Genomic DNA, 20480 nt, shown 5'->3' with positions numbered 1-20480 from the left:
GACCTTTCCTCCCGCGCCCGGAACCGTTCATGTCCCCTCTTCTCGACGCGATGCTGCGCGCCGCCATCGATGCCGGCGCCGTCGTCATGCGCCATTACGAGGCGGGAACGGACGTGTCGCACAAGGGCGACGGCTCGCCCGTCACTGCGGCCGACACGCAGGCCGAGGGCGTGATCCTCGCAGCGCTCGCCCGGTTCGCGCCCGATATTCCCGTGGTGGCCGAAGAGCAGGCCGCCGCCGGCATCGTGCCGCAGGGCGCCCCGCGCTTCTTTCTCGTCGATCCGCTCGATGGCACCCGAGAGTTCGTCAGCCGCAACGGCGACTTCACCGTCAACATCGCCCTCATCGAGGACGGCGTGCCGGTGGCCGGCGTCGTGTTTGCGCCGAGCGAGGGGCGGCTCTTTGCGGGCGAGGGAACGAATGCCTTCGAGACGAGGGTGCGGGCGGGCGAGATCGGCACGCTGACCCCTTTGCGGGTTCGCCGCTCGCCCGAAGCCGTCACGGCCGTCTGTTCGCGTTCGCACGGGACGCAGGCGACCTGGGACTGGCTGGCGCATTTCGAGGTCGGCGACAGCGTCTGTCGCGGCTCGTCGCTGAAGTTCTGTCTTCTGGCGGCGGGCGAGGCCGACATCTATCCCCGCCTCGGCCGCACGATGGAATGGGACACGGCGGCGGGCGACGCGGTTCTGCGCGCCGCCGGCGGGCTGGTGACGACGCTCGACGGCGCGCCGCTCTCCTACGACAAGCGCGACCAGGGGCACGACGAGGATTTCGCCAATCCGCATTTCATCGCCTATGGCGACCCCGCCCTGGCCGAGCGGGCCGGGCGCGCGAGCGCGGGCGAACCCGCCGGGCGGTTGCCCGCCGAGGGGATCGCCGGATAGACTGACGCTCCCGTCGCCGCGGCGACACGAGCAGACCGGCCCGTCCCATCTTGATCCGTCCAGACCCAGCCGCAAGGGCAGCGTCCCGCGTCGAAACCTCAGCCGCGACGACCGCGGCAGCGCCGTCCTGCGCACCCGGCCGCCATCCGGCGATCCCGGCATGACGGCGTCGGACAGCCTGCCGGCGGGCGCGCACGCACTGGCCTTCCGGATGGTCGTCGAGGCGACCGCGAACCTCGCCGCGGACGCTTATGAAATCTCCGGACACGTCGTCTCAGGCAGCGTAGCGACGGGCGAAACCGTCGCCGCGGCACCATCGGGACGCACGGGTCTCGTCCGCTCGATCCGGCATGCGGACGGCGCGACGACCGAGCGCGCCCAAGCGGGCGACCGCGCGACGCTGGTCGTCGCGCAGGATCTCGGCGCGGGTGTCGGCGATCTCCTCTGTCCCGCGCATGCGCGACCCGAGGTCGCCGATCAGGTGGCGGCCGAACTGTCTTGGACGGGGCCCGAGCCGCTGATTCCCGGCCGAACGCTGCGCTTCCGGGTGGGCGGCCAGAGCGTCGAGGGCAGTATCGGCGCGATCAAGCACCGGATCGACCCCGAGACCGGCGCGGCGCTCGCGGCGCGCACGGTGGGCCAAGGTGAAAGCGCGCTCGTGAACCTCTCCTTCGAGCGGCCCATCGCCTTCGACGCCTTCGAGACCAACGCGGCGACCGGCAGCCTGACGATCCACGGCCGCACCGACGACGGCCTGCTCGGCACCGGGCGCATCGCCTTCGGGCTGCGACGGGCCACCAACGTCCATTGGCAGCCCGTCGACATCGATAAGGCGGCGCGCGCGACGGCCAAGGGCCAGACGCCGGTGCTCCTGTGGTTCACGGGGCTCTCGGGGGCGGGCAAGTCGGCCATCGCCAATGCGGTGGAGCGCCGGCTCTTCGCGCTGGGGCGCCACACCTATCTCCTCGACGGCGACAACCTGCGCCACGGGCTCAACCGCAATCTCGGCTTCACCGAGGCGGACCGGGTGGAGAACATCCGGCGCGTGGCCGAGACGGCGCGGCTGATGCTCGACGCCGGGCTGATCGTGCTGGCCTCGTTCATCTCGCCCTTCCGGGCCGACCGCGCGATGGCGCGCGGCCTGATGGGCGAGGGTGAGTTCGTGGAGATCTTCGTGGACACGCCGCTCGAGATTGCCGAGGCACGCGATCCCAAGGGCTTGTACCGGCGGGCGCGCGCCGGGCAGATCCGCAACTTCACCGGCATCGACAGCCCCTACGAGGCACCGGACGCGCCGGATCTGCGGCTGGAGGCCGGCGGCTCCACGCCCGAAGCGCTGGCCGACGCCGTACTGGCCTTTCTCGACGCCCGCTGAACGAGGCGCGGGACGAGGCGAGAGAGCGGGAGCTTGGCCGGCTGACGGGCGGACGTTGCCTTCGGACGATACAGACGCGACGAAGATCGTTGGCGGCCTGGCCGCCGATGAACGCCGGGCAGGTTCTAGAACAGGACGACGCTGGCGAGAGCCGCCCAGAAGACCGAGCAGATGCCGAGGCCGAGGAGGATGCCACGGGCGGGCGCGGTGCGCTCGTCGCGGCGGGGCGTCTGGCGGAACGTGGCGCTGGGGGCGATCACGGCGAGGATGGCGGGCGAGGCGTTGCGGCTCATGGGATCTTTTGTCCATCTCTTCGGGGCAACGGGGCGGTGAAACTCGCGATGCCTAACGACGTGTGACAGTCATCGACTGCGGCTCGTGAACATATCTGTAGGATGCCCCGGTTTCCAAACAGTTCAAATGGCCGTCGATCTGCGATCCATTGCGCCCCGCGACCCGTTACTTGCCCCGATGGTGAACGATCGACTGTTCCGTTTGCTTCAATTTATATGAAGCTTCACCAGAGGCGGTGAGAAAGCGGTAAGGGATGGCGGCGAGGGCCGAACCCAGCCGCGTACCGGCCGGCGGCGACCCCGGCGTGAAGACTGCGTGTTCGGGCCGGCCGCAGGCGCCGCGGCTTCGCCGATGGCATCGCTTGCCAGCGCCGGGCATCTTGCCTATTCGTTGCGCTGCAACATCCGGACGCAACGCCCGCTCGAAGCCGGGCGATCCCCACGCGCCGGCGGCTGTGCCGCTCTCCGTTCCTCTCGCAGGGGCGCGCGGCGCTCCGGCACCGAGATGAAGGACGCGCAGCTCTCATGAAAAACGCCATCGTCTTCGGAGGGGCCGGCTTCATCGGCACGCATCTCCTGCGCAGCCTCGCGGCATCCGGCGCCTATGGCCGCCTCGTCAGCGTCGACATGGCGCCGCCGGCCGATCCGGTCGAGGGCGTCGACTACCGCTCGCACGACATCCGCAAGCCGATCCCGGACAGCATTGGTGGCCCGGACAGCACCGGTGGCGATTTCGCGGAAGCCTACAATCTGGCGGCGGTGCACCGCACGCCCGGCCACGAGCCGCACGAATATTACGAGACGAATGTCGGCGGGGCGATCGAGGTCTGCGATTTTGCCCGGCGCACCGGCATTCCCGCCATCCTCTTCACCTCCTCGATCGCGGTCTACGGACCCGGCGAGGACCTGAAGAGCGAGACCACCCCGCCGACGCCGACCTCCGACTACGGGCGCTCCAAGCTTCTCGCCGAGAGGGTCCACCGCGAATGGCAGGCGAGCGATGCCGCACGGCGGCTCGTGGTGGCGCGCCCGGCGGTGATCTTCGGCAAAGGCGAGAACGGCAACTTCACGCGCCTGGCCGGGGCCCTGCGCAAGGGCGTCTTCGTCTATCCCGGCCGCAAGGACACGATCAAGAGCTGCGGCTATGTCGGCGAGCTCGTCGACACGATGGCCTTCACGATGGGGCGAGACGAGCCCTCGATCCTCTACAATTTCTGCTATCCGCATGCCTACACGATCGAGGAGATCTGTCAGTCCTTCGAGCGCGTGGCGCAGTTGCCCAAGCCCCGCGGCCTCATCCCCCAGGGGTTGATGAACGGTGCCGCCCTGCCCTTCGAGGTGCTCGACAAGGTGGGCCTGCGCAATTCGATCAACCGCGAGCGCATCGCCAAGCTGGTGCTCTCGACGCGCGTCGAGCCGGGCTATCTCAACGCGTCCGGCTACCGCTTCGGCACCGATCTCGACGAGGCGATCCGGCGCTGGAAGGCCGACAACGTGGGCGACGCGCTGGTCTGACGCGGCCGCGCGCCGCCTATCCGCCCGCCGGCGCCGGTTCTGCGGGCGCGGGCGCTGCGGCGGGGCCCGGCCCCGGCAGGAGCGCGATCCGGGCGATCAGGCCCTTGTGGTTGGAGCCATAGGGGCTGGACAGCGGCTTCAGATCGATCACGCGCGCCGAACGGGCGAAGACGTGATCGATCGGTAGACCCAGCGGTCCGCTCCAGGTCGGCCAGGTCGGCACGAAGGCGCGCGCCGTGCGAAAGCCCGTGCGCTCGGCAAACCGCACCAGCGGCCAGTACCAGGGCGGGGCGTTGAAGTCGCCGGCCACCACCATCGGCCCGCCGATCCCCTCGATGCGATGACGCAGCGTGTTCAGCTCGCTCATCGCGAACGCGTCGAAATAGGGCTTCGAGAGATGCGCGCCGATCACCGTGACCGGCGTCCCGCCGATCGCGATGCGCGCCTGCAGGAAGCGCTCGGATGCGAACGCTCCGAGCGGTCCGATCCGCGTCGCCTCGAGCGGCCATTTCGACAGGAGGGCGCTGTCGCAGGCCGCCTCGCTGTCGCAGCCGAGCCGATACGGAAAGGCCTTCGCCAGTTCGGGCATGGCGGAGAACAGCGCCCGCGCCTCGAGCAGCAGCACCACGTCGGCGCCCGATCCCGTGATCTCCGGCACGGCGGCGCCGATCTCGGCGTTGCGGAACATGACGTTGTAGCTGACGAGGGTCATCTCGGTGGCCCCGGCCGGGACCGTCTCGTCGCTCATCAGGCGTTCGGTGCGAGCAATCACCGAAACGAAGGCCGCCCCCGCCACCACGAGGCAGAGCCCGGCGCGCACGACATGGCGCGTTGCCGCAAAGATCAGAGCCAGGATCACGAGAAGCGCGGCGAACAGGGGTGCCAGCTGCGCGAAGGCAGGGAAGATCAGGCGGTCGGCGAGCGTGAAGTAGATCGCCACGAGGCCGATCAGCCCGAGGGCGGCGGCGGTGAGACCGCCGAGGAGCTGGAGGCGAAGGCGCAAGCGGGGAACTCTCGACGATAGGCCACAGGAGGAGGCTGAAATAGGCGTCTCTCGTGCTGCGATGCAAGATAACCGGCGCCACGAAGCCGTGACGAACTGGGCCGAATGATGAATCGCGGGGGATCGCGAATTGTGATGAACCGTCTGTTGCGCCAAGGCCGCACCCCGAAAGACCGCTGGCCACGGCTCGGCTAAGCCGTTGATACCGCACTGCAACATTTGTCGCCGGACCCGAGGGTCCCGGCGCGATCCCTCGCTGCCGCGCCGCGCCCAAGTATCTTGCGTCCGCTGACCTGCAACGGACCGAATATATCCTGTTGCGCTGCCCCGACGGGGCGGCTTATTGATCGACGTCGGATCGACCGGTCCGACGAACCGTCGCGGGTCCGACGCCCCTTCGAAGGGCCGAGGGCGCCGGCAGAGACAGGCGAGCGTGTCCGGCCAGCGCGCGAAGACGATCGTCTTCGCGCTTCGAGCAAACTCTCCCGCACGACGACGAACGAGTTTCGAGGTGACCCTATGCGCATAACGATGATTGGCAGTGGCTATGTCGGCCTCGTCTCGGGAACCTGCTTTGCCGATTTCGGCCATCAGGTCGTCTGCGTCGACAAGGACCAGCGGAAGATCGACGCGCTCGAGCGCGGCGAGATCCCGATCTTCGAACCCGGCCTCGACGCGATCGTCGCCGAGAACCGCAAGACCGGCCGCCTCACCTTCACGACCGAGCTGAACGAGAGCCTGGCCGACGCCGACGTCGTCTTCATCGCCGTCGGCACGCCGTCGCGCCGCGGCGACGGCCACGCCGATCTCTCCTACGTCTATGCCGCCGCCCGCGAGATCGCGATGGGCGTCAAGGGCTTCACCGTCGTGGTGACGAAGTCGACCGTGCCGGTCGGCACCGGCGACGAGATCGAGCGCATCATGCGCGAGGCCAATCCTTCGGCCGATATCGCAGTGGTGTCGAACCCGGAATTCCTGCGCGAAGGCGCGGCGATCGAGGACTTCCGCCATCCCGACCGCATCGTGGTGGGCCTCTCTGACGAGCGCGCCCGCGAAGTGATGACCGAGGTCTACCGCCCGCTCTACCTCAACAAGTCGCCGCTGCAGTTCACGACCCGTCGCACGTCCGAACTGATCAAGTATGCCGGCAACGCGTTCCTGGCGATGAAGATCACCTTCATCAACGAAATCGCCGACCTCTGCGAGAACGTCGGCGCCGACGTTCAGGAGGTCGCGCGCGGCATTGGCCTCGACAACCGCATCGGTGCGAAGTTCCTGCATGCCGGCCCCGGCTACGGCGGCTCGTGCTTCCCGAAGGACACGCTGGCGCTGGTCAAGACCGCACAGGACCACGGCTCGCCGATGCGCCTGATCGAGACCACGGTCGCGATCAACGACACGCGCAAGCGCGCCATGGCCCGCAAGGTGATCACCGCCTGCGGCGGCGACGTGCGCGGCAAGACGGTGGCGATCCTCGGCCTGACCTTCAAGCCGAACACCGACGACATGCGCGATGCCCCCTCGATTTCGATCATCCAGGCGCTGCGCGACGCCGGTGCCAACGTGACCGCCTACGATCCCGAAGGCATCGAGAACGCCAAGACGATGCTCGAGGGCGTGTCCTACGGCACCAGCCCCTACGACATCTCCGAGAATGCCGATGCGCTCGTCATCGTGACGGAGTGGAACGCCTTCCGCGCGCTCGACTTCAAGCGCCTCGCCGCCACGATGAAGACGCCGCTGCTGGTCGATCTTCGCAACGTCTACCGCCGCGACGAGGTGCGCCAGTACGGCTTCCGGTACCTCAGCATCGGTCGCCCGCTCGAGGACGATCTCGGCACCCCGGCCGCCGAGACGCCCGCCAACTGACGCCGCATCGCCTCGCGACCCGGCCCGGCCGGGTTCGCGAGGGCTGACCTCACACGATATCAACGGCACCGCGCATCTCGCGCGGTGCCGTTTTCCGTTGGGATCACAAGGCGAGGGCAAAGCCCAGCAGCGCGGCGATCTCGGTGATCTGCTGGGCGGCGCCGAGCGTGTCGCCGGTCTGGCCGCCGAGACGGCGCTTGAGCACCGCGCGCAGCCACGCGAGCGAGCCCGCCGCGAAGGCGAGCGGCAGGAGGGCCGCGGCGAACCCGGACAGGGAGGCACCGCCGGCAACGAGCCCCAGCGCGATGGATAGGAACGCGCCGCCACCTGCGGCCTTGAGGCCCGTCGCGGCGGCGGGGCGGCCGACGCGGTCCGCCAGGCCGCCGCGATCGGCCGTGGGCAGCGCCGACCAGAGCCAGGCCATAGCGCCGCGGCTGAGCGCGGCCGCCGCCAGAAGCGCGAGCGCCGCCGCATGGGGCGAACCCGCCCCGAGATCGGCGAGGAACGCCGTGCGCAGGAGCACGCTGCCGGTCAGCGCCAGTGCGCCATAGGTGCCGATGCGGCTGTCCTTCATGATCGCCAGCGCGCTTGGCGCGTCGCGATGGCCGAAAAGCCCGTCGGCGGCGTCGCCGAGCCCGTCCTCGTGCAGGGCCCCGGTCAAGGCAACGAGCGCCAGCACCGCGATCGCGGCGGCCGGCAGCACGCCGAGCCCCAGCATCGGCAGGATCGCGAGCAGGGCGGCCGGGCCTGCGGCGGCGGCGAGCCCGACGAGCGGGAAGACGGCGGCATCGCGCCCGAGCGGATGCGGCCCGCTGGCGAAGGCGCGCGAGACCGGTGGCAGCCGGGTGAGAAAGGCGCAGGCGCGCAAGAAGGCGAAGAGGGTGGCGGTCATGTCGGCGACCTTGCCCGAAGTCCGGCGATTCGTCGTGAGGGTGGCCGGGGCTTCATTGCGGGCGTTCGCTCGCCGGCCTTTACCGCCACTCTGACATCGCGAAGCGAGGCGAGGACGACCATCGACGATTCCCGGCTTGGGACGCGGCGCCGGAGCCGGACCATGCGTCCTCGTGCGGGGTTTGCGATGGCGCGGCTTTCTTCCTATGACGCACGTCATCCCGCGCTTGCCGCCCGCGATCGCTGCCTTCGAGAGACCGTCCCATGTCCGCCACCGGCCTGCCCTTCGACGATATCCGCGCGCTCATCGCCTCGATGCCCGGCCCCGATGCGGCGGCCCGCCACGATGCGCGCCATCGGCAGGAAGAGCTGACGAAGCCGTCGGGGAGCCTGGGGCGGCTGGAGGAGATCGCCGAGTGGATGGCGGCGTGGCAGGGCCGCGCGCCCACCGTCAACCGGCCGGTGGTGGCGGTCTTCGCCGGCAATCACGGCGTCGCGGCACGCGGCGTCTCGGCCTATCCGACCTCGGTGACGCAGGCGATGGTCGAGAACTTCGCCGCCGGCGGCGCGGCGATCAACCAGATCTGCGCAACCTTCGACCTCGGCCTAAAGGTCTTCGACCTCGCGCTCGACTATCCCACCGGCGACATCAGCCGCGAGGCGGCGCTGTCGGAAAAGGACTGCGCGGCGACGATGGCCTTCGGCATGGAGTGCCTGGCCGGCGAGCCCGATCTCCTGTGTATCGGCGAGATGGGCATCGGCAACACGGCCGTGGCCTCGGCCATCTTCGCCGCCCTCTTCGGCGGGACCGCGACCGACTGGACGGGCGCGGGCACCGGGCACGACGCCGCCGGCATCGCGCGCAAGGCCGTCATCGTGCAGGAGGCGCTCGATCTCCATGCCGCACATCTGTCCGATCCGCTCGAAGTGCTGCGCCGGCTCGGCGGGCGCGAGATCGCGGCGATGGCGGGCGCCATCCTCGCCGCGCGCATGCAGCGCGTTCCGGTGATCGTCGACGGGTTCGTCGCCACCGCCGCGGCCGCCGTGCTCTTCGCGCTCGACCGGAGCACGCTCGACCACTGCCTCTTCAGCCATGTCTCGGCCGAGACCGGCCACCAGCGGGCGCTCCAGGCGATGGGAAAGGTGCCGGTGCTCGCGCTCGGAATGCGGCTCGGCGAGGGAACGGGCGCGGCGCTCGCCGCCGCCATCGTCAAGGCGGCGGTGGCCTGCCACACGGGCATGGCGACGTTTGCGCAGGCTGGCGTACCCGATCGCTCCGGCACGGAGTGATCCCGATCGCCCCATTCAGGGGTGATCCGATCGCTGCCGGCAGCCTGATTCCGATCGCGTCCGATGGGTCAGAGCCCAAAGGCCAGCACCTCCCGGACAGGCCATGAGCGGCAGGCGACGACCAACCGTCGAAGCGTCTGCGCGCTTCGTTCCCCGCGGCAGTCGCAATTCGATCAAATTTGTGCGATGCACTATGGAGAAGTGTGCAGCGCGATAGACGCCGTGCAGGAGACCCGGCATGCCAACGCCCTGCCTTCCCGGCCACCCGGTCGCCCGGACAATCGACGCAGCCCCTGCGCGTGGTCCGGCAAATCGGGGCGCCGGCCCGAAGCGGCAAGTCCACGCCGCGTATCCGCCTTACTCCTCTATCATAGGATGTCTGGACCCTATGGACGTTATGCCCTACCGATTGAGGGTGGGGTTGATCGACGGGTCGCTTGCCCTACGGGGTGGACATGCCGTTCGGGCCTTGGTGCCGGGTCGCAGGACGGGTGTTTCCCGGCGATTCCGACCCGCCAATGCCCAGTCTGGTTTCGCTTTGGAGCAATTTGTCACGAGATGCTGAACGTCGACCGCGCGTCCCACGCCCATGCCCGAGAGGCCGGCGACCAGGCCGAACCCTATCGTTTCACCATCGCCGACATGGTTCGCGTGATCCTGCGCCGCAAGTGGATGATCCTTGGATCGACGCTCGTGTGCCTGGCGCTCGCGGTCGCCTATATCGCGACGACGCCCAAGCGCTATTCCGCCTCGGCGACCCTCATCACCAATCCCGCGCAGACCCAGATGCTGCGCCCGGACGTCGACATCGCCGTGCCGGCCGCCGACCCGGCCGCGATCGAAAGCCAGCTCGAGACCATCAAGTCGGAGCGGGTCGTGGGCGCCGTGGTCGATAAGCTCAACCTGACGCAGGATCCCGAATTCGTCGGCGATCCGCCGTCGGCACTGGCCCGCGCCATTGCCGGCATCCGCTCGATCTTCAGCTCGGGTGACGACGCCGCCGCCACCCCCGCGGACCTTCGGCTCAGCGCGATCCAGGCCCTCGACGGCGCTCTCGACGTGCGCCGCTCCGGCCTGTCCTACGCGATCGACGTCAGCGTCACCTCGCTCTCGCCCGAGAAGGCTGCGCTTCTCGCCAACGCGGTGGCCGACGCCTATATCGACGACGAGGTCTCCTCCAGCTTCAACGCCCTGCAGCGCTCGATCGACTGGATGCGCACGCGCATGAGCGAGCTCGACACGCAGGCGAGCGATGCGGGCCTCGCCGCCCGCAACTACCGCACCGAGAACCAGCTGACGGATTCCGACGGCCGGCTGGTGCTCGAGCAGCAGCTGACGCAGATCAACACGCAGCTCGCCTCCGCCAAGCAGGAATCGGAGGCCGCTGGCGCCCGCCTTCAGCAGGCGGAAGCCGCGATCCAGTCGGGCGCGCAGGATGCCACGCTCTCGGACGCGCTCAACAGCCAGATCATCGTGGAACTGCGCCAACGCTATCTCGACGAGCGCAGCCGTCAGGACGAACTGGTGCGAACGGTCGGCGCCAACCATCAGGCGACCCGCCGCTCGGCGCAGAACCTGCAGGCCCTGCAGGACAATCTGAACAGCGAGCTGCGCCGCCTGCAGTCGAGCTACCAGGCCGACTACAACGCCGCGGTCGCCCGCCAGCAGGGCGCGCAGCAGCGCGTCGACGCGATCCTGGCGAGTCTTGGCAACAGCCAGCAGGCGCAGGTCCGCCTGCAGGAGCTCGACAGCCGCGCCGCGGCCCTGCGCACCCTGCAGGACAGCTTCCGCCAGAGCTACCTGATGTCGATCGAGAAGCAGTCGGCGCCGGTCGGCAAGACCAGCGTCATCACGCAGGCTTCCGCACCACGTCAGGCGAGCTCGCCCAAGACCGCGCTCGTCCTCGCCGGCGGCCTGATGCTCGGCGCCGGCATCGGCGCGGCCTTCGCGCTGGCCCGCGAGTTCTTCGATCACTCGATCCGCTCGGGCGCCGATCTCGAACGTGCGACCGGAGCCGAGTTCCTCGGCATCCTGCCGATCGACGACATCCGCCGGGGGTCGGCGACCTCGCTGAAGCAGCTCATCGCGAACGCGCCACTGAAACCCTCGGACGTCAACCGGGTGTTCACCCTGCCGGCCGACAGGCTGGAGCTGTGGACGGCGATCCGCCATCCGTTTTCGCCGACCTCCGAGGCGCTGCGCAACATCAAGGTCTCGATCGACGTGGCGCGCTCGGCCTCGCCGATCCACACGCTTGGCGTCGTCTCGGCCTCGGCCGGCGAGGGGAAGACCACCGCCGCGATCAATCTCGGCACCGGCATCGCCCGCGACGGCGGACGGGTGCTCGTGATCGACGGCGATCTGCGCAAGACGCAGCTCACGCGCTCGATCCTGCCGCAGGCCAAGCTCGGCCTCATCGATCTCCTCAATGGCCATTCCTCGATCGACGAGGCGATCTGGCGCGAGGCGACCACCGGCGCCTACTTCATGCCGGCGGTGATCAACCGTCCGCTGAAGAGCAGCGCCGAACTGCTGGCCTCGCCCGCGATGGGCAAGCTTCTCGGCGAACTCATCGGCGCAAAAGCCTTCGACTACATCATCATCGACTGCTCGCCGGTCCTGCCGGTGGTGGACGTGCGCGCCTTCTCGCATCTCGTCGACAGCTTCGTGCTGGTCTCGGCCTGGGGCTCGACCCCGCGCGAATCGGCCGAGCGGGTGGCCGCTGCCGACTACATCCAGGACAAGCTGGTGGGCGCGGTGCTGACAAAGGTGGAACTCTCGGCCTACAAGACCTTCGAGGCCTACGACGACTCCTATTACTACCACGACGAGGTGGTGAAGCCCCGTCGTGCCTGACGCCTCCCCGGACGCGGTTCGCCGGCCGGGCTCGCCGTCTTTCTCTTCGAGCCTGACGAAGGCCGGCAGCGATCGCCTCGCTGCCGGCCTTCGTCGTTTCAAGCAGTGTTCGGACTGGTGCCGACGCGGGCTGGCCGCTGGACGGCACGGCGCCTCGCAGATGCCTTGCCCCCTCTGGCGGACCGCCGGAACGACGAAACCCCGGACGTTGCGTCCGGGGCTTATTGTCGAGACCGCTCATTGCGGAATGCGGAAGGCTTCGCGTCGCTCGCCGCGCGAGACCCGCGCGGCGCCTGTCGCCTCAGTCGCCGCGCGAGACCGCGCGGGCCACCGAGTAGTCGGCCGCCGCGTCGCCCACCGAGGCCGTCGCCGAGTTGACGATGTTGAGGACCTTGAGAAGCTCCACCGAGTCGGCGTTCGAGATGTAGAGGATGTCGCGGTCGCGCATCGGGAAGGTCTGCGCGAGGAAGAAGGACGAGGGATCGCGCAGGTTGGCGCGGAAGATCACCGGGAAGGCACGGCCGTCCTTCACGTCGGCAGGCAGACCCATGCGGGCGAGCGTCGCGGCATCGACCAGCCGATAGACGAAGACCTGACCGGGATCGGCGCGCGAATCGAGAAGGCCGCCGGCCTGCGCCACCGCCTCGGCGAGCGACAGGTTCGATTCCTGGAAGTCGATCCGCCCGTTCAGCCCGGTGGCGCCGAAAGCCAGATAGGTCCGGCGCTCGCGGCTGACATAGATCGTGTCGCCGGGATACACGAAGATGTTCTCGCTGGGCTCGCGCACCACCTTGTCGAAGGGCACGGTGATCGTGCGCCCGCCGCGCTGCAGCGTCACGAGCGTCTCGACGCCGGGCGTCGACAGGCCGTTGGCACGCGCCACGACGTCGAGGATGCGCTCGCCCGCCGGGTTGATCTCGAGCTGCGCGGGCAAATTCACGTCGCCGAGGATCGACACCTGGTTCGACCGGCTGGAGACGAGCTGCACCACGGCCTGCGGCTCGATCGCGCGGTTGGCGAGCGAGCCCTCGATGCGGCGCTGCAGTTCGGTGGTGCTGCGCCCCGAGGCCTTGATGCTGCCGCCGTAGGGAATGCTGATATTGCCGTTGCGATCGACCGTCTGCGGCGGCAACGTGATGTAGTTGCCCGGCCGGCTCCCGGCTTCGGCGGGGATGAACAGACCGCCCGAGGCCGATTCGAAGAGCGTCACCGTGACGACGTCGCCGACGCCGATCGGCAGCGTGGGCGCGGCGCCGCGCGAGACGCCGAAGCCGCTGAGGCTGTCTTCCTTGGCGAGCGGGAAGTACGACAGGATCTGCGGGGTGAGATCCACCACGGCATAGTCGAGCAGCGGCTTGCCGGGATCGGCCTGCACGCGCACGGCAGCCTTCTGGACGATGGCCTGGTCGTCGGGACCACTGCGCGGCAGGGTCTGGCAGGCGGAGAACACCGGTGCGACAGCCGTCAGCAGCAGGACCGTACGGGCGGATTTCAGCATTGCGCGGGGAACTCGCGTTTCAGGTCATCGAACCTTACTTCGATGCCTTTTATAAAACATCAAAGCCAGCGCTCGCATCGGCATGCTTGCCTTACCCGAAGCTGATGATGCCTTTCTGCAACGCTCGGCCTGCGTCGGCCCGCTGGTGGCCGGGCGAGGCCCGAGACCGCGAGTCGCATCCCGGCGGCGCTCCGATCCCGACTTCGAGCGCGCAAGCGTGATCGGAGGCTAACCGGGCCGTCACACTTTCGCGCCATGCTGTCTGCGAGCGAGACGGGCCGTCCCGACCGTTCTCCCCCGCTCCGACCCCGAGGCTCGATGCTCCCGTCCCGTTTCCAGCGCATGCTGCAGCGTCCTGCCTGGACCCGGCCCGCGTCGTCCCAGCCGCGACGCCGGCTGCGGATGAACGAGGAGCCCGCGCTTCTCTATGCGATCGGCGACATCCACGGCTGCCTCGAGCCGCTGCGCGCGCTGGAAGCGCAGATCCTGCGCGATGCCGCGGCGCTGCGCCTGCCCGCGGTCGCCGTCTATCTCGGCGACTACGTCGATCGCGGCCCCGACAGCCGCGGCGTCCTCGATCACCTGATCGGGCCGACGCCCGGCCCGCTCCATCGCATCTGCCTGGCCGGCAACCACGACGACGTGCTGCTGCAGTTGAGCCAGGGCCGCAGCCCGATCCGCAACTGGTCGTCCTTCGGGCTTCGCGAGACGCTGCAATCCTACGGCATGGACCGGCGCTCGCAGCCGGACCGGGACGCGGCGCCCGCCGATCTCGCCGAGATCCTGCAGGCCTGCATGCCGGCCGCGCACATCGAATGGCTGCGCGATCTGCCGGTCCTCATCGAGACGCCGCTCCACCTCTTCGTCCATGCGGGCGTGCGGCCGGGCGTCAGCGCGGCCGACCAGGTCGACCACGACCTGATGTGGATCCGCGAGGACTTCCTCAAGGTTCCGAACCCGGCCGACCGGACCGTCGTCCACGGCCATACGCCGGTGCAGTCGGTGGAAATGGTCGAAGGTCGCATCGACATCGACACCAATGCCGCCCGCGGCGGGCCGCTGACGGCGCTGCGCATCCTGCGCGGCGGGCCCTATGCGGTGCTGCAGGCCCGCTGAGGCAGTTGATCCCGCCCGGCCCATCGAGCCGATCTATCCCCGATCTCTCCGCGGCCGCGCCGCACGCTCCTAGACTTCGCCGGACATCAACTTCCGGAGACCAGTCCCATGGCGCGCGTCGAGATCACCTATTTCACCACCGGCAACCGGTCGCGCGAGGGCGGCTCGATGCCGGTGCCGCGCCTGCCCGGCATGGTCACCGAGGTCTTGGCGAGTTCGGCCGCCTCGAGCCTCGCCACCCTGGCGGGATCGGAGAGCGACGGTACCGGCTTTGCCCGGATTCTTGCGGTCGGCGACGTCTGGGTGGCGAGCGGCGCGGCGCCGGTGGCCGTCGTCCCCGCCGCCGGCGAGACGCGGCCGGGCCTTCGCGTCAAGGCGGGCGTGCCCGTCGATCTGGCGCTCGCCGCCGGCGAGCGCATCGCGATCGTGGACGCGGCCTGAGATGGCCGCGCTGCGTCTTTCCGCCGGGCTGGGGCTCACGTCCCGCACGGCGCTCTCCTCCGTTCTGCCGCCGGTGGCCAGCACCGCCGCGCGCCTGCCGCTCGACACGCCGCTCGTTCTGCTCGGCAATTCGAAGAATGCCGATCTCTTCGCCTATTCGATGATGGGCTACGTCGTCGGCGTCACCGGCGGGCGCTACTATACCGGCCCTTGGGCCCGGCAGGCCAAAGGCGGCGACTGGGTGATGGACTACGTCCAGCGTCTGCCCGCCTGCATCGCGGCGGCGCCCGGCGGCGTGCTGTGGGTCGGCGACGCCACCAACGACATCGGCAAGAAATGGCCGTCGGGCACGCAGACCGCCCGCAGTCCGGCGCTGATCCTCGCCGACTATCGCACCATCGCCGAGCGCTGGTTCCAGGCCGGGGGGCGGCGGCTCCTCGTCGAGCTGACGGCGCGCCTCGCCGGCATGACGGCCGGCAGCGCGTCCGATCTCGACCGGCAGGCGGTGAACGCAGGGCTCGCGGCGATGGCGCGCGAGGCGGCGTTCACCGGGCGCATGGCGCTTGCCGACCTCACCGTTCTCGACCTCGCCAATGCCGCCCTCTCGCGCGACGGCACGCACTATACGGCCCGCGGCGCATTCGCCGCCGCGCAGATCGTCGGCGGGGTGCTGGCGGACTGGATCGTCGGGGATCCCGCCGTGCCCGCCAACGGGGTGACGCCGGCATCTCCGGGCTTCGGCCCCAACATCAACGACAATGCCACCCTCGCCGACGTCGCGCCGGCCAACGGCATCCCCGACGGCTACATCGTGCAGGGCGCCAGCGGCGCGACGATGAGCACCACGCTGACCTCGCGGGCCGGACGGCCGGCGCTGCGCTTCGCCTTCACGGGCGCGGCGACGGGAACCGGCAACGACCGGATCTATCGCACCTTCACCGCGCCGGGCGGCGCCCCGGCGGGCACCTCGTGGGAGATGATCCTCGACTACGACCTCGCCAACGCTGCGGGAACCGGTGACCCCGCCGGCCTTTCGGGCATCGGGGGCAAGGCCGCGACGGGCACCCAGTTCGGCGAGGCAGTGCAGCCGGCGGCGGGCGTGCTGCCGCGCCATCGCGGCACCGTGCGCATCGCCTCCCCGCCCATCGCCGTCTCGTCCGGCCAGAGTGCGGTGAGCACCGTGAACGGCGAATTCGCCATGCGCGGGGCGGTCGGCGTCGAGCAGGACGCCGCGCTGGAGATCCTCGGGCCCGTCGTCTTCCGGCAATGCGAGACGCAGGCCTATGCCGCCCCGTTCCACCAGGGCCAAACCTACGTCCAGCCCTCGGGCGGTGCGAGCGCGCTGATCTACTCCACGCCGGCCGCCTCCCGTAGCGGCACGATGCTGAACGTCTCGCCCGGCAACGTCTCGGGCGGCGCGATCGCGATCGCCTATCAATGGCGCCGCGACGGCCAGCCGATCTCCGGCGCGACGAACCGCTTCTTCGAGAGCGGCGGCGCGATCGGGAGCTACGACTGCGTGCTGCGCTTCGACAACGCGATGGGCACGCTGTCGCTGACGTCGAGCCCCGTCGCGATCACGTGAGATGCGCGCAATGGGCGATGCGCGATGGGGCCCCCCCCCGCCCCGCGTCGCCCATCGCGCCGCCGGCCGCAGAAGCGCCGAGCCGCGCGCGCCCTTCCGGCAGGATCGTTCGAATTGTCGCGATAGGATCCATTCTTGGTCGCGATCTTCGTGCCATTCTCGCTCACAGAACCAGCCGGGAGCGTGAAAACCGATGCCGCAGATCTGGATGACCTATGAGGAAGTCGGCGCGCTCCTCGGCTCGAGCCGCGAGACGGCGCGGGCCCATGTGACCACCGAGGGCTGGGACCGGCGCCGCAGCCATGACGGGGAGACGCGGGTCAAGCTGACGCCGGAGGCCGGCGCGGCCTATCTCGATCAGCTCGTGGCCGCACGCCTCGGTGCCGCAGCACTCGCTTCGCTTCCGCTGCAGCGCCTGCACGCGCGGCTGGAGGAGGGTCTCGGCGCGAGCGTGCAGGCCGCCGGACCGGACGTGCGCACGCTCTTCGCTGGGCGCCGCGCCGCCGGCTAGACGCGAGCGGACACGACGGGGATCTAGAGCACGGCCGCGATCGCCAGGAGGAAGCTCACGCCGAGCACGAGGTCGCAGAGCGTGGCGAAGATCTGCAGGGCACGGCGCAGATGCTGCCCGTCGGCCTCGCGCCGGCCGCCGGCATTCAGCATCGGCGCATCCACCGCCACCGTGCCGTAGCGGCGCGGCCCGCCGAGGGCGAGATCGAGCGCGCCCGCCATCGCGCTTTCCGGCCAGCCGGCATTGGGCGAGCGGTGGGTTCGCGCATCTCGCGAGGCGACGGAGAGCGCTCGCTGCGCCGAAGCCCGGCCCCGGCGCAGGAGCGCGGCCACCGCGAAGAGCAGCGCCGTCAGCCGCGCCGCCGGCCAGTTGGCGAGATCGTCGAGCCGTGCCGCGCCGTAGCCGAAGGCGCGATGGCGCTCGTCCATGTGGCCGATCATCGAGTCGGCGGTGTTCAGCATCTTGTAGGCAAGTAGACCGGGCAGGCCGAAGAGTGCGAGGGCCAGCCAGGGCGCGACGACGCCGTCCGAAGCGTTCTCGGCAAGGCTCTCGATCGCGGCGCGCCGGACCGCGGGTTCGTCGAGATCGGCGGGGTCGCGCCCGACGATCATCGAGACCTCCAGCCGCCCGGCCTCCAGCCCGTCCTGATCGAGCGCCGTTCCGACGCGCTCGACATGATCGGCAAGGCTCTTCTGTGCCAGGAACACCGAGGCGACGAGCGCGGTGAGGAGGAGGCCGAGAAAGCCGAAGCCGGCGAGCGCCGTGGTGATCGCCCAACCGACCGCGGCCGCGAGCGCCATCAGGACGAGGATCGCGGCGATGCCCGCCATTCGCCGCTGCCGCTCCGGCCAGGCCGGGCGGTTCAGCCACCACTCGGCGCGCGAGATCGCGTGGCCGAACCCGACCACGGGATGGGGCACACGGCGCCAGATCCAGGGCGGATCGCCGACGAACCGGTCGATCAGCACGGCGATGGCGAGAACCACGGCGTTCATGGGTCGATCCCCTTGTCGTCGAGCGCGGCCCGCAACGCGAGAGCGAGGCGGTGGGCCTCCGCCTCGCTCGCCGCCGAGCCGATGCGCAGCCAGTCCGCCCGGTAGGCGAAGGGCCGCACGAGAATGTGGCGGCGCGCCAGACCCTCGAACAGGCCGGGGGCCTGCGGCGTCTCGACCAGCGCAAACAGCGCGGCGTCTCCCTTCGGCTCCAACCCGGCCGCGCGGATGGCATCACGCGTCCAGCCGGCGTTTCGGGCGATGGCGGCGCGCAGCTGCCCGACGCCGGCCGCGTCCCTCATCAGCGCCGCGCCGAGATGAAGCGCCGGGCCGGACACCGCCCAGGGGCCGAGCCGCTCGCGGATGCGGACCGCGAAGGTCGGTTCGCACAGGGCAAAGCCGAGGCGAAGGCCCGCGAGGCCGAAGAACTTGCCGAAGGAGCGCAGCACCACGAGACCCGGCATGCCGGCATCGCCCGCCAGCGACTGGCGGGGATCGGCGTCCATGAAGGCCTCGTCCACCACGAGGAGGCCGCCGAGGGCGGCGAGACGGGCGGCAAGCGAGAGCAGATCGGCGCGGTCATGACGCCGCCCATCGGGATTGTTCGGATGGGCGAGGACCACGAGCCGTGTTTCGGCGGGGATGTCGGCGAGGTCCGCCGCTTCCACGATCGCGTGCCCGGCGGCCTGGAGCGCGCGCGCATGCTCGCCATAGGTCGGCGACAGAACCGCGGCCGGGCCGGACGGAGCGAGGTGCGGCAGGAGCGAGATGAGCGACTGGCTGCCGGGCGCGGCGACGATCGCCCCGCCGGCCGGCACGCCGTAGAAGCGCCGGGCCGCGTCGATCAACGCCTCTTCCTCCTCGGCCTCGGGCAGGCGATGCCAGAGCACGGGCGGAATAGGAGGCAGCGGCGGGGGGGATGGGTGGATGCCGGTGGAGAGATCCAGCCAGTCCGCCCGCGCGCCGCCGAAGCGGCGCATCGCCGCCCCGAGCGCACCGCCATGCCGGAACGCCTCCCTCATGCCGCGCCCCCGTCGATCACATGCAGGAACGAGCCGGCGACCCGGCCGCGCGCCAGACCCACCGCCCCGAGATCGGCACCGAGGGCGTCGCTCGCCGCAAACAGCCGGTCGGCCGGTCCCTCATGGGCGATCGTCGCATAGTGGAACTCGTGGCCGGTCAGCGCGAACGGCCAGGGCGAGCCGGCCAGCGGCTGGAGCCGGCGATAGCCGAGATGGCGGCGGCGATGGCGGAACGAGGTGGCGAGCGGCAGGAAGCCGAGCATCGCGTGCTGCGTGCCGCTCGCATCCTCCAGCGTCTCGCCGAGCGCCATGAAGCCCCCGCACTCGCCGTAGATTCGCGCGCCCCGCGCCTCTGCCGCCTGCATCCCCGCCCGGAACGCCCCGGCGGCGGCGAGCAGCCCCGCATGCAGCTCGGGATAGCCGCCGGGCAGAAACACCGCATCGGCGCCCGGTGCCGGGGCTTCATCGGCGAGCGGCGAGAAGACGGAGAGCGTCGCGCCGGCCCTTTGCCAGCCGTCGAGGAGATGGGGATAGGCGAAGGCGAAGGCGACGTCGCGCGCTATCGCGATGTGCTGGCCGAGCGGCGGGAGCGGGGCGGCGTCGGTAGCCTTCGAGCGCATGGGCGTGCCATGGTCCGGTGCCAGCAACGCGGCCAGCGCCGGCTCGTCGAGCCCTGCGGCCATCCAGTCGGCCGCGCGCGCCAGAAAGGCGTCGAGATCGAGCATCTCGCCGGCCTGGACGAGACCGAGATGGCGCTCGGGCAGCGCGAGATCGGCGCGGGCTTCCAGCGCGGCGACCACCGGCACGCCGAACGGGGCCAGCGCCGCACGCAGCATCCCCTCGTGCCGTGCGCTGGCGATGCGGTTGAGGATAAGGCCGGCGAGCTCGACGTCCACCCGGTGGTCGCGAAAGCCGCGCACGAGCGCCGCCACCGACTGCGACTGGCGGGCGCAATCGATCACGAGCACCACCGGCAGGCCGAGAAGCGCGGCGAGATCGGCGGCCGATCCCGTGCCGTCGGCGGCGCCGTCGAAGAGGCCCATCGCCCCCTCCACCACCAGCGGCAGGCCGGTCGCGCCGGCGAGCGCCTCGATCAAGGCGGGCCGCATCGCGAAGGCGTCGAGATTGACGCTCGCCCGCCCGCTGGCGGCTGTGTGGAAGGCGGGATCGATATAGTCCGGCCCGGCCTTGGCGGGGGCCACCGCCACCCCGCGCCGGCGCAGTAGCGCCAGAAGCGCGAGGGTCGCCAGCGTCTTGCCGCTGCCCGAATGGGGCGCGGCGAGGAGGAGGCCGGGACGGCGATGCGGGGGCTGGGCGGCGGCGGGGTCTGGCATGGTCG

General features: G+C 70.4%; 17 protein-coding genes. 10 read left to right on the top strand and 7 right to left on the bottom strand.

Features of this window, described 5'->3' with window-relative positions; genetic code table 11:
* The first annotated feature begins 29 nt into the window (after nt 1-29).
* Nucleotides 30-884: a 3'(2'),5'-bisphosphate nucleotidase CysQ gene (cysQ, locus tag AUL33_RS07185; RefSeq protein WP_062205872.1), complete on the top strand. Its 855-nt coding sequence runs from the start codon at nt 30-32 to the stop codon at nt 882-884.
* Nucleotides 885-1044: 160 nt separating this feature from the next.
* Nucleotides 1045-2259 (top strand): adenylyl-sulfate kinase, encoded by a 1215-nt coding sequence (gene cysC / locus AUL33_RS07180; RefSeq protein WP_062205869.1) that lies wholly within the window; start codon nt 1045-1047, stop codon nt 2257-2259.
* A 125-nt stretch (nt 2260-2384) separates the two neighbouring features.
* Here the strand turns inward: cysC and AUL33_RS22065 are convergent, their stop codons facing one another.
* The gene (locus AUL33_RS22065) at nt 2385-2552 is read right to left on the bottom strand and encodes a hypothetical protein (protein ID WP_156419317.1); all 168 of its coding nucleotides are present in this window, start codon (nt 2550-2552) and stop codon (nt 2385-2387) included.
* A gap of 525 nt (nt 2553-3077) precedes the next feature.
* Here AUL33_RS22065 and AUL33_RS07175 point away from each other — a divergent pair.
* Nucleotides 3078-4067 (top strand): NAD(P)-dependent oxidoreductase, encoded by a 990-nt coding sequence (locus tag AUL33_RS07175; RefSeq protein WP_062205866.1) that lies wholly within the window; start codon nt 3078-3080, stop codon nt 4065-4067.
* A gap of 16 nt (nt 4068-4083) precedes the next feature.
* Here the strand turns inward: AUL33_RS07175 and AUL33_RS07170 are convergent, their stop codons facing one another.
* Nucleotides 4084-5070, bottom strand: a complete 987-nt coding sequence (locus AUL33_RS07170; protein ID WP_062205863.1) for an endonuclease/exonuclease/phosphatase family protein — start codon at nt 5068-5070, stop codon at nt 4084-4086.
* Between the two features lie 519 nt (nt 5071-5589).
* Between AUL33_RS07170 and AUL33_RS07165 the strand changes: the two genes are divergently transcribed.
* Nucleotides 5590-6939 carry a UDP-glucose/GDP-mannose dehydrogenase family protein gene (locus AUL33_RS07165; protein ID WP_062205860.1) on the top strand — a complete coding sequence of 450 codons (1350 nt, stop codon included), beginning with the start codon at nt 5590-5592 and terminating at the stop codon, nt 6937-6939.
* A 103-nt stretch (nt 6940-7042) separates the two neighbouring features.
* On the opposite strand, the gene AUL33_RS07160 is transcribed toward AUL33_RS07165, so the two are convergent.
* The gene (locus tag AUL33_RS07160; RefSeq protein WP_062205856.1) at nt 7043-7831 is read right to left on the bottom strand and encodes an adenosylcobinamide-GDP ribazoletransferase; all 789 of its coding nucleotides are present in this window, start codon (nt 7829-7831) and stop codon (nt 7043-7045) included.
* A 263-nt stretch (nt 7832-8094) separates the two neighbouring features.
* On the opposite strand from AUL33_RS07160, the gene cobT reads away from it, so the two are divergent.
* Complete coding sequence (gene cobT, locus AUL33_RS07155; RefSeq protein ID WP_062205853.1) at nt 8095-9120, top strand: nicotinate-nucleotide--dimethylbenzimidazole phosphoribosyltransferase; 1026 nt, start codon at nt 8095-8097, stop codon at nt 9118-9120.
* A gap of 558 nt (nt 9121-9678) precedes the next feature.
* Nucleotides 9679-11976: an AAA family ATPase gene (locus AUL33_RS07150; protein WP_062205850.1), complete on the top strand. Its 2298-nt coding sequence runs from the start codon at nt 9679-9681 to the stop codon at nt 11974-11976.
* Between the two features lie 301 nt (nt 11977-12277).
* Here AUL33_RS07150 and AUL33_RS07145 read toward each other — a convergent pair whose 3' ends face one another.
* Nucleotides 12278-13474 (bottom strand): polysaccharide biosynthesis/export family protein, encoded by a 1197-nt coding sequence (locus AUL33_RS07145; protein WP_062205846.1) that lies wholly within the window; start codon nt 13472-13474, stop codon nt 12278-12280.
* Nucleotides 13475-13792: 318 nt separating this feature from the next.
* Here AUL33_RS07145 and AUL33_RS07140 point away from each other — a divergent pair, with 318 nt between their 5' ends.
* The 4 genes from AUL33_RS07140 (at nt 13793) to AUL33_RS07125 (ending at nt 17127) form a co-directional block, all read left to right on the top strand.
* A complete protein-coding gene (locus AUL33_RS07140; protein ID WP_192843153.1) occupies nt 13793-14590 on the top strand; it encodes a metallophosphoesterase in 798 nt (265 codons plus the stop codon).
* Between the two features lie 108 nt (nt 14591-14698).
* Nucleotides 14699-15031: a hypothetical protein gene (locus tag AUL33_RS07135; RefSeq protein ID WP_062205830.1), complete on the top strand. Its 333-nt coding sequence runs from the start codon at nt 14699-14701 to the stop codon at nt 15029-15031.
* A gap of 1 nt (nt 15032) precedes the next feature.
* Nucleotides 15033-16616, top strand: a complete 1584-nt coding sequence (locus AUL33_RS07130) for a hypothetical protein (protein ID WP_062205825.1) — start codon at nt 15033-15035, stop codon at nt 16614-16616.
* A 193-nt stretch (nt 16617-16809) separates the two neighbouring features.
* Nucleotides 16810-17127: a hypothetical protein gene (locus AUL33_RS07125; protein WP_062205823.1), complete on the top strand. Its 318-nt coding sequence runs from the start codon at nt 16810-16812 to the stop codon at nt 17125-17127.
* 23 nt (nt 17128-17150) lie between these two features.
* Here the strand turns inward: AUL33_RS07125 and cbiB are convergent, their stop codons facing one another.
* Genes cbiB through AUL33_RS07110 form a run of 3 tightly spaced genes read right to left on the bottom strand, consistent with a single transcriptional unit; the run spans nt 17151 to nt 20475 of the window.
* Nucleotides 17151-18122 carry an adenosylcobinamide-phosphate synthase CbiB gene (gene cbiB, locus AUL33_RS07120; RefSeq protein WP_062205820.1) on the bottom strand — a complete coding sequence of 324 codons (972 nt, stop codon included), beginning with the start codon at nt 18120-18122 and terminating at the stop codon, nt 17151-17153.
* Nucleotides 18119-19141, bottom strand: coding sequence for a threonine-phosphate decarboxylase CobD (gene cobD / locus AUL33_RS07115; RefSeq protein WP_062205817.1), 1023 nt, complete (start codon nt 19139-19141; stop codon nt 18119-18121). Before cobD ends, cbiB begins: the two co-directional genes overlap by 4 nt.
* Nucleotides 19138-20475, bottom strand: a complete 1338-nt coding sequence (locus AUL33_RS07110; protein ID WP_062205813.1) for a cobyrinate a,c-diamide synthase — start codon at nt 20473-20475, stop codon at nt 19138-19140. The genes cobD and AUL33_RS07110 overlap by 4 nt, the downstream gene beginning before the upstream one ends.
* Between the last annotated feature and the right edge of the window lie 5 nt (nt 20476-20480).

It is taken from the genome of Aureimonas sp. AU12, assembly GCF_001463705.1.
Lineage (GTDB): Bacteria > Pseudomonadota > Alphaproteobacteria > Rhizobiales > Rhizobiaceae > Aureimonas.
The sequence above is the reverse complement of the archived record's forward strand: the minus strand, read 5'-3'. Positions and strand labels throughout refer to the sequence as shown.

Coding starts and splice junctions, on each gene's coding strand:
- cysQ (WP_062205872.1), top strand. CDS start 30: ATGTCCCCTCTTCTCGACGCGATGCTGCGCGCCGCCATCGATGCCGGC.
- cysC (WP_062205869.1), top strand. CDS start 1,045: ATGACGGCGTCGGACAGCCTGCCGGCGGGCGCGCACGCACTGGCCTTC.
- AUL33_RS22065 (WP_156419317.1), bottom strand. CDS start 2,552: ATGAGCCGCAACGCCTCGCCCGCCATCCTCGCCGTGATCGCCCCCAGC.
- AUL33_RS07175 (WP_062205866.1), top strand. CDS start 3,078: ATGAAAAACGCCATCGTCTTCGGAGGGGCCGGCTTCATCGGCACGCAT.
- AUL33_RS07165 (WP_062205860.1), top strand. CDS start 5,590: ATGCGCATAACGATGATTGGCAGTGGCTATGTCGGCCTCGTCTCGGGA.
- AUL33_RS07160 (WP_062205856.1), bottom strand. CDS start 7,831: ATGACCGCCACCCTCTTCGCCTTCTTGCGCGCCTGCGCCTTTCTCACC.
- cobT (WP_062205853.1), top strand. CDS start 8,095: ATGTCCGCCACCGGCCTGCCCTTCGACGATATCCGCGCGCTCATCGCC.
- AUL33_RS07150 (WP_062205850.1), top strand. CDS start 9,679: ATGCTGAACGTCGACCGCGCGTCCCACGCCCATGCCCGAGAGGCCGGC.
- AUL33_RS07145 (WP_062205846.1), bottom strand. CDS start 13,474: ATGCTGAAATCCGCCCGTACGGTCCTGCTGCTGACGGCTGTCGCACCG.
- AUL33_RS07140 (WP_192843153.1), top strand. CDS start 13,793: ATGCTCCCGTCCCGTTTCCAGCGCATGCTGCAGCGTCCTGCCTGGACC.
- AUL33_RS07135 (WP_062205830.1), top strand. CDS start 14,699: ATGGCGCGCGTCGAGATCACCTATTTCACCACCGGCAACCGGTCGCGC.
- AUL33_RS07130 (WP_062205825.1), top strand. CDS start 15,033: ATGGCCGCGCTGCGTCTTTCCGCCGGGCTGGGGCTCACGTCCCGCACG.
- AUL33_RS07125 (WP_062205823.1), top strand. CDS start 16,810: ATGCCGCAGATCTGGATGACCTATGAGGAAGTCGGCGCGCTCCTCGGC.
- cbiB (WP_062205820.1), bottom strand. CDS start 18,122: ATGAACGCCGTGGTTCTCGCCATCGCCGTGCTGATCGACCGGTTCGTC.
- cobD (WP_062205817.1), bottom strand. CDS start 19,141: ATGAGGGAGGCGTTCCGGCATGGCGGTGCGCTCGGGGCGGCGATGCGC.
- AUL33_RS07110 (WP_062205813.1), bottom strand. CDS start 20,475: ATGCCAGACCCCGCCGCCGCCCAGCCCCCGCATCGCCGTCCCGGCCTC.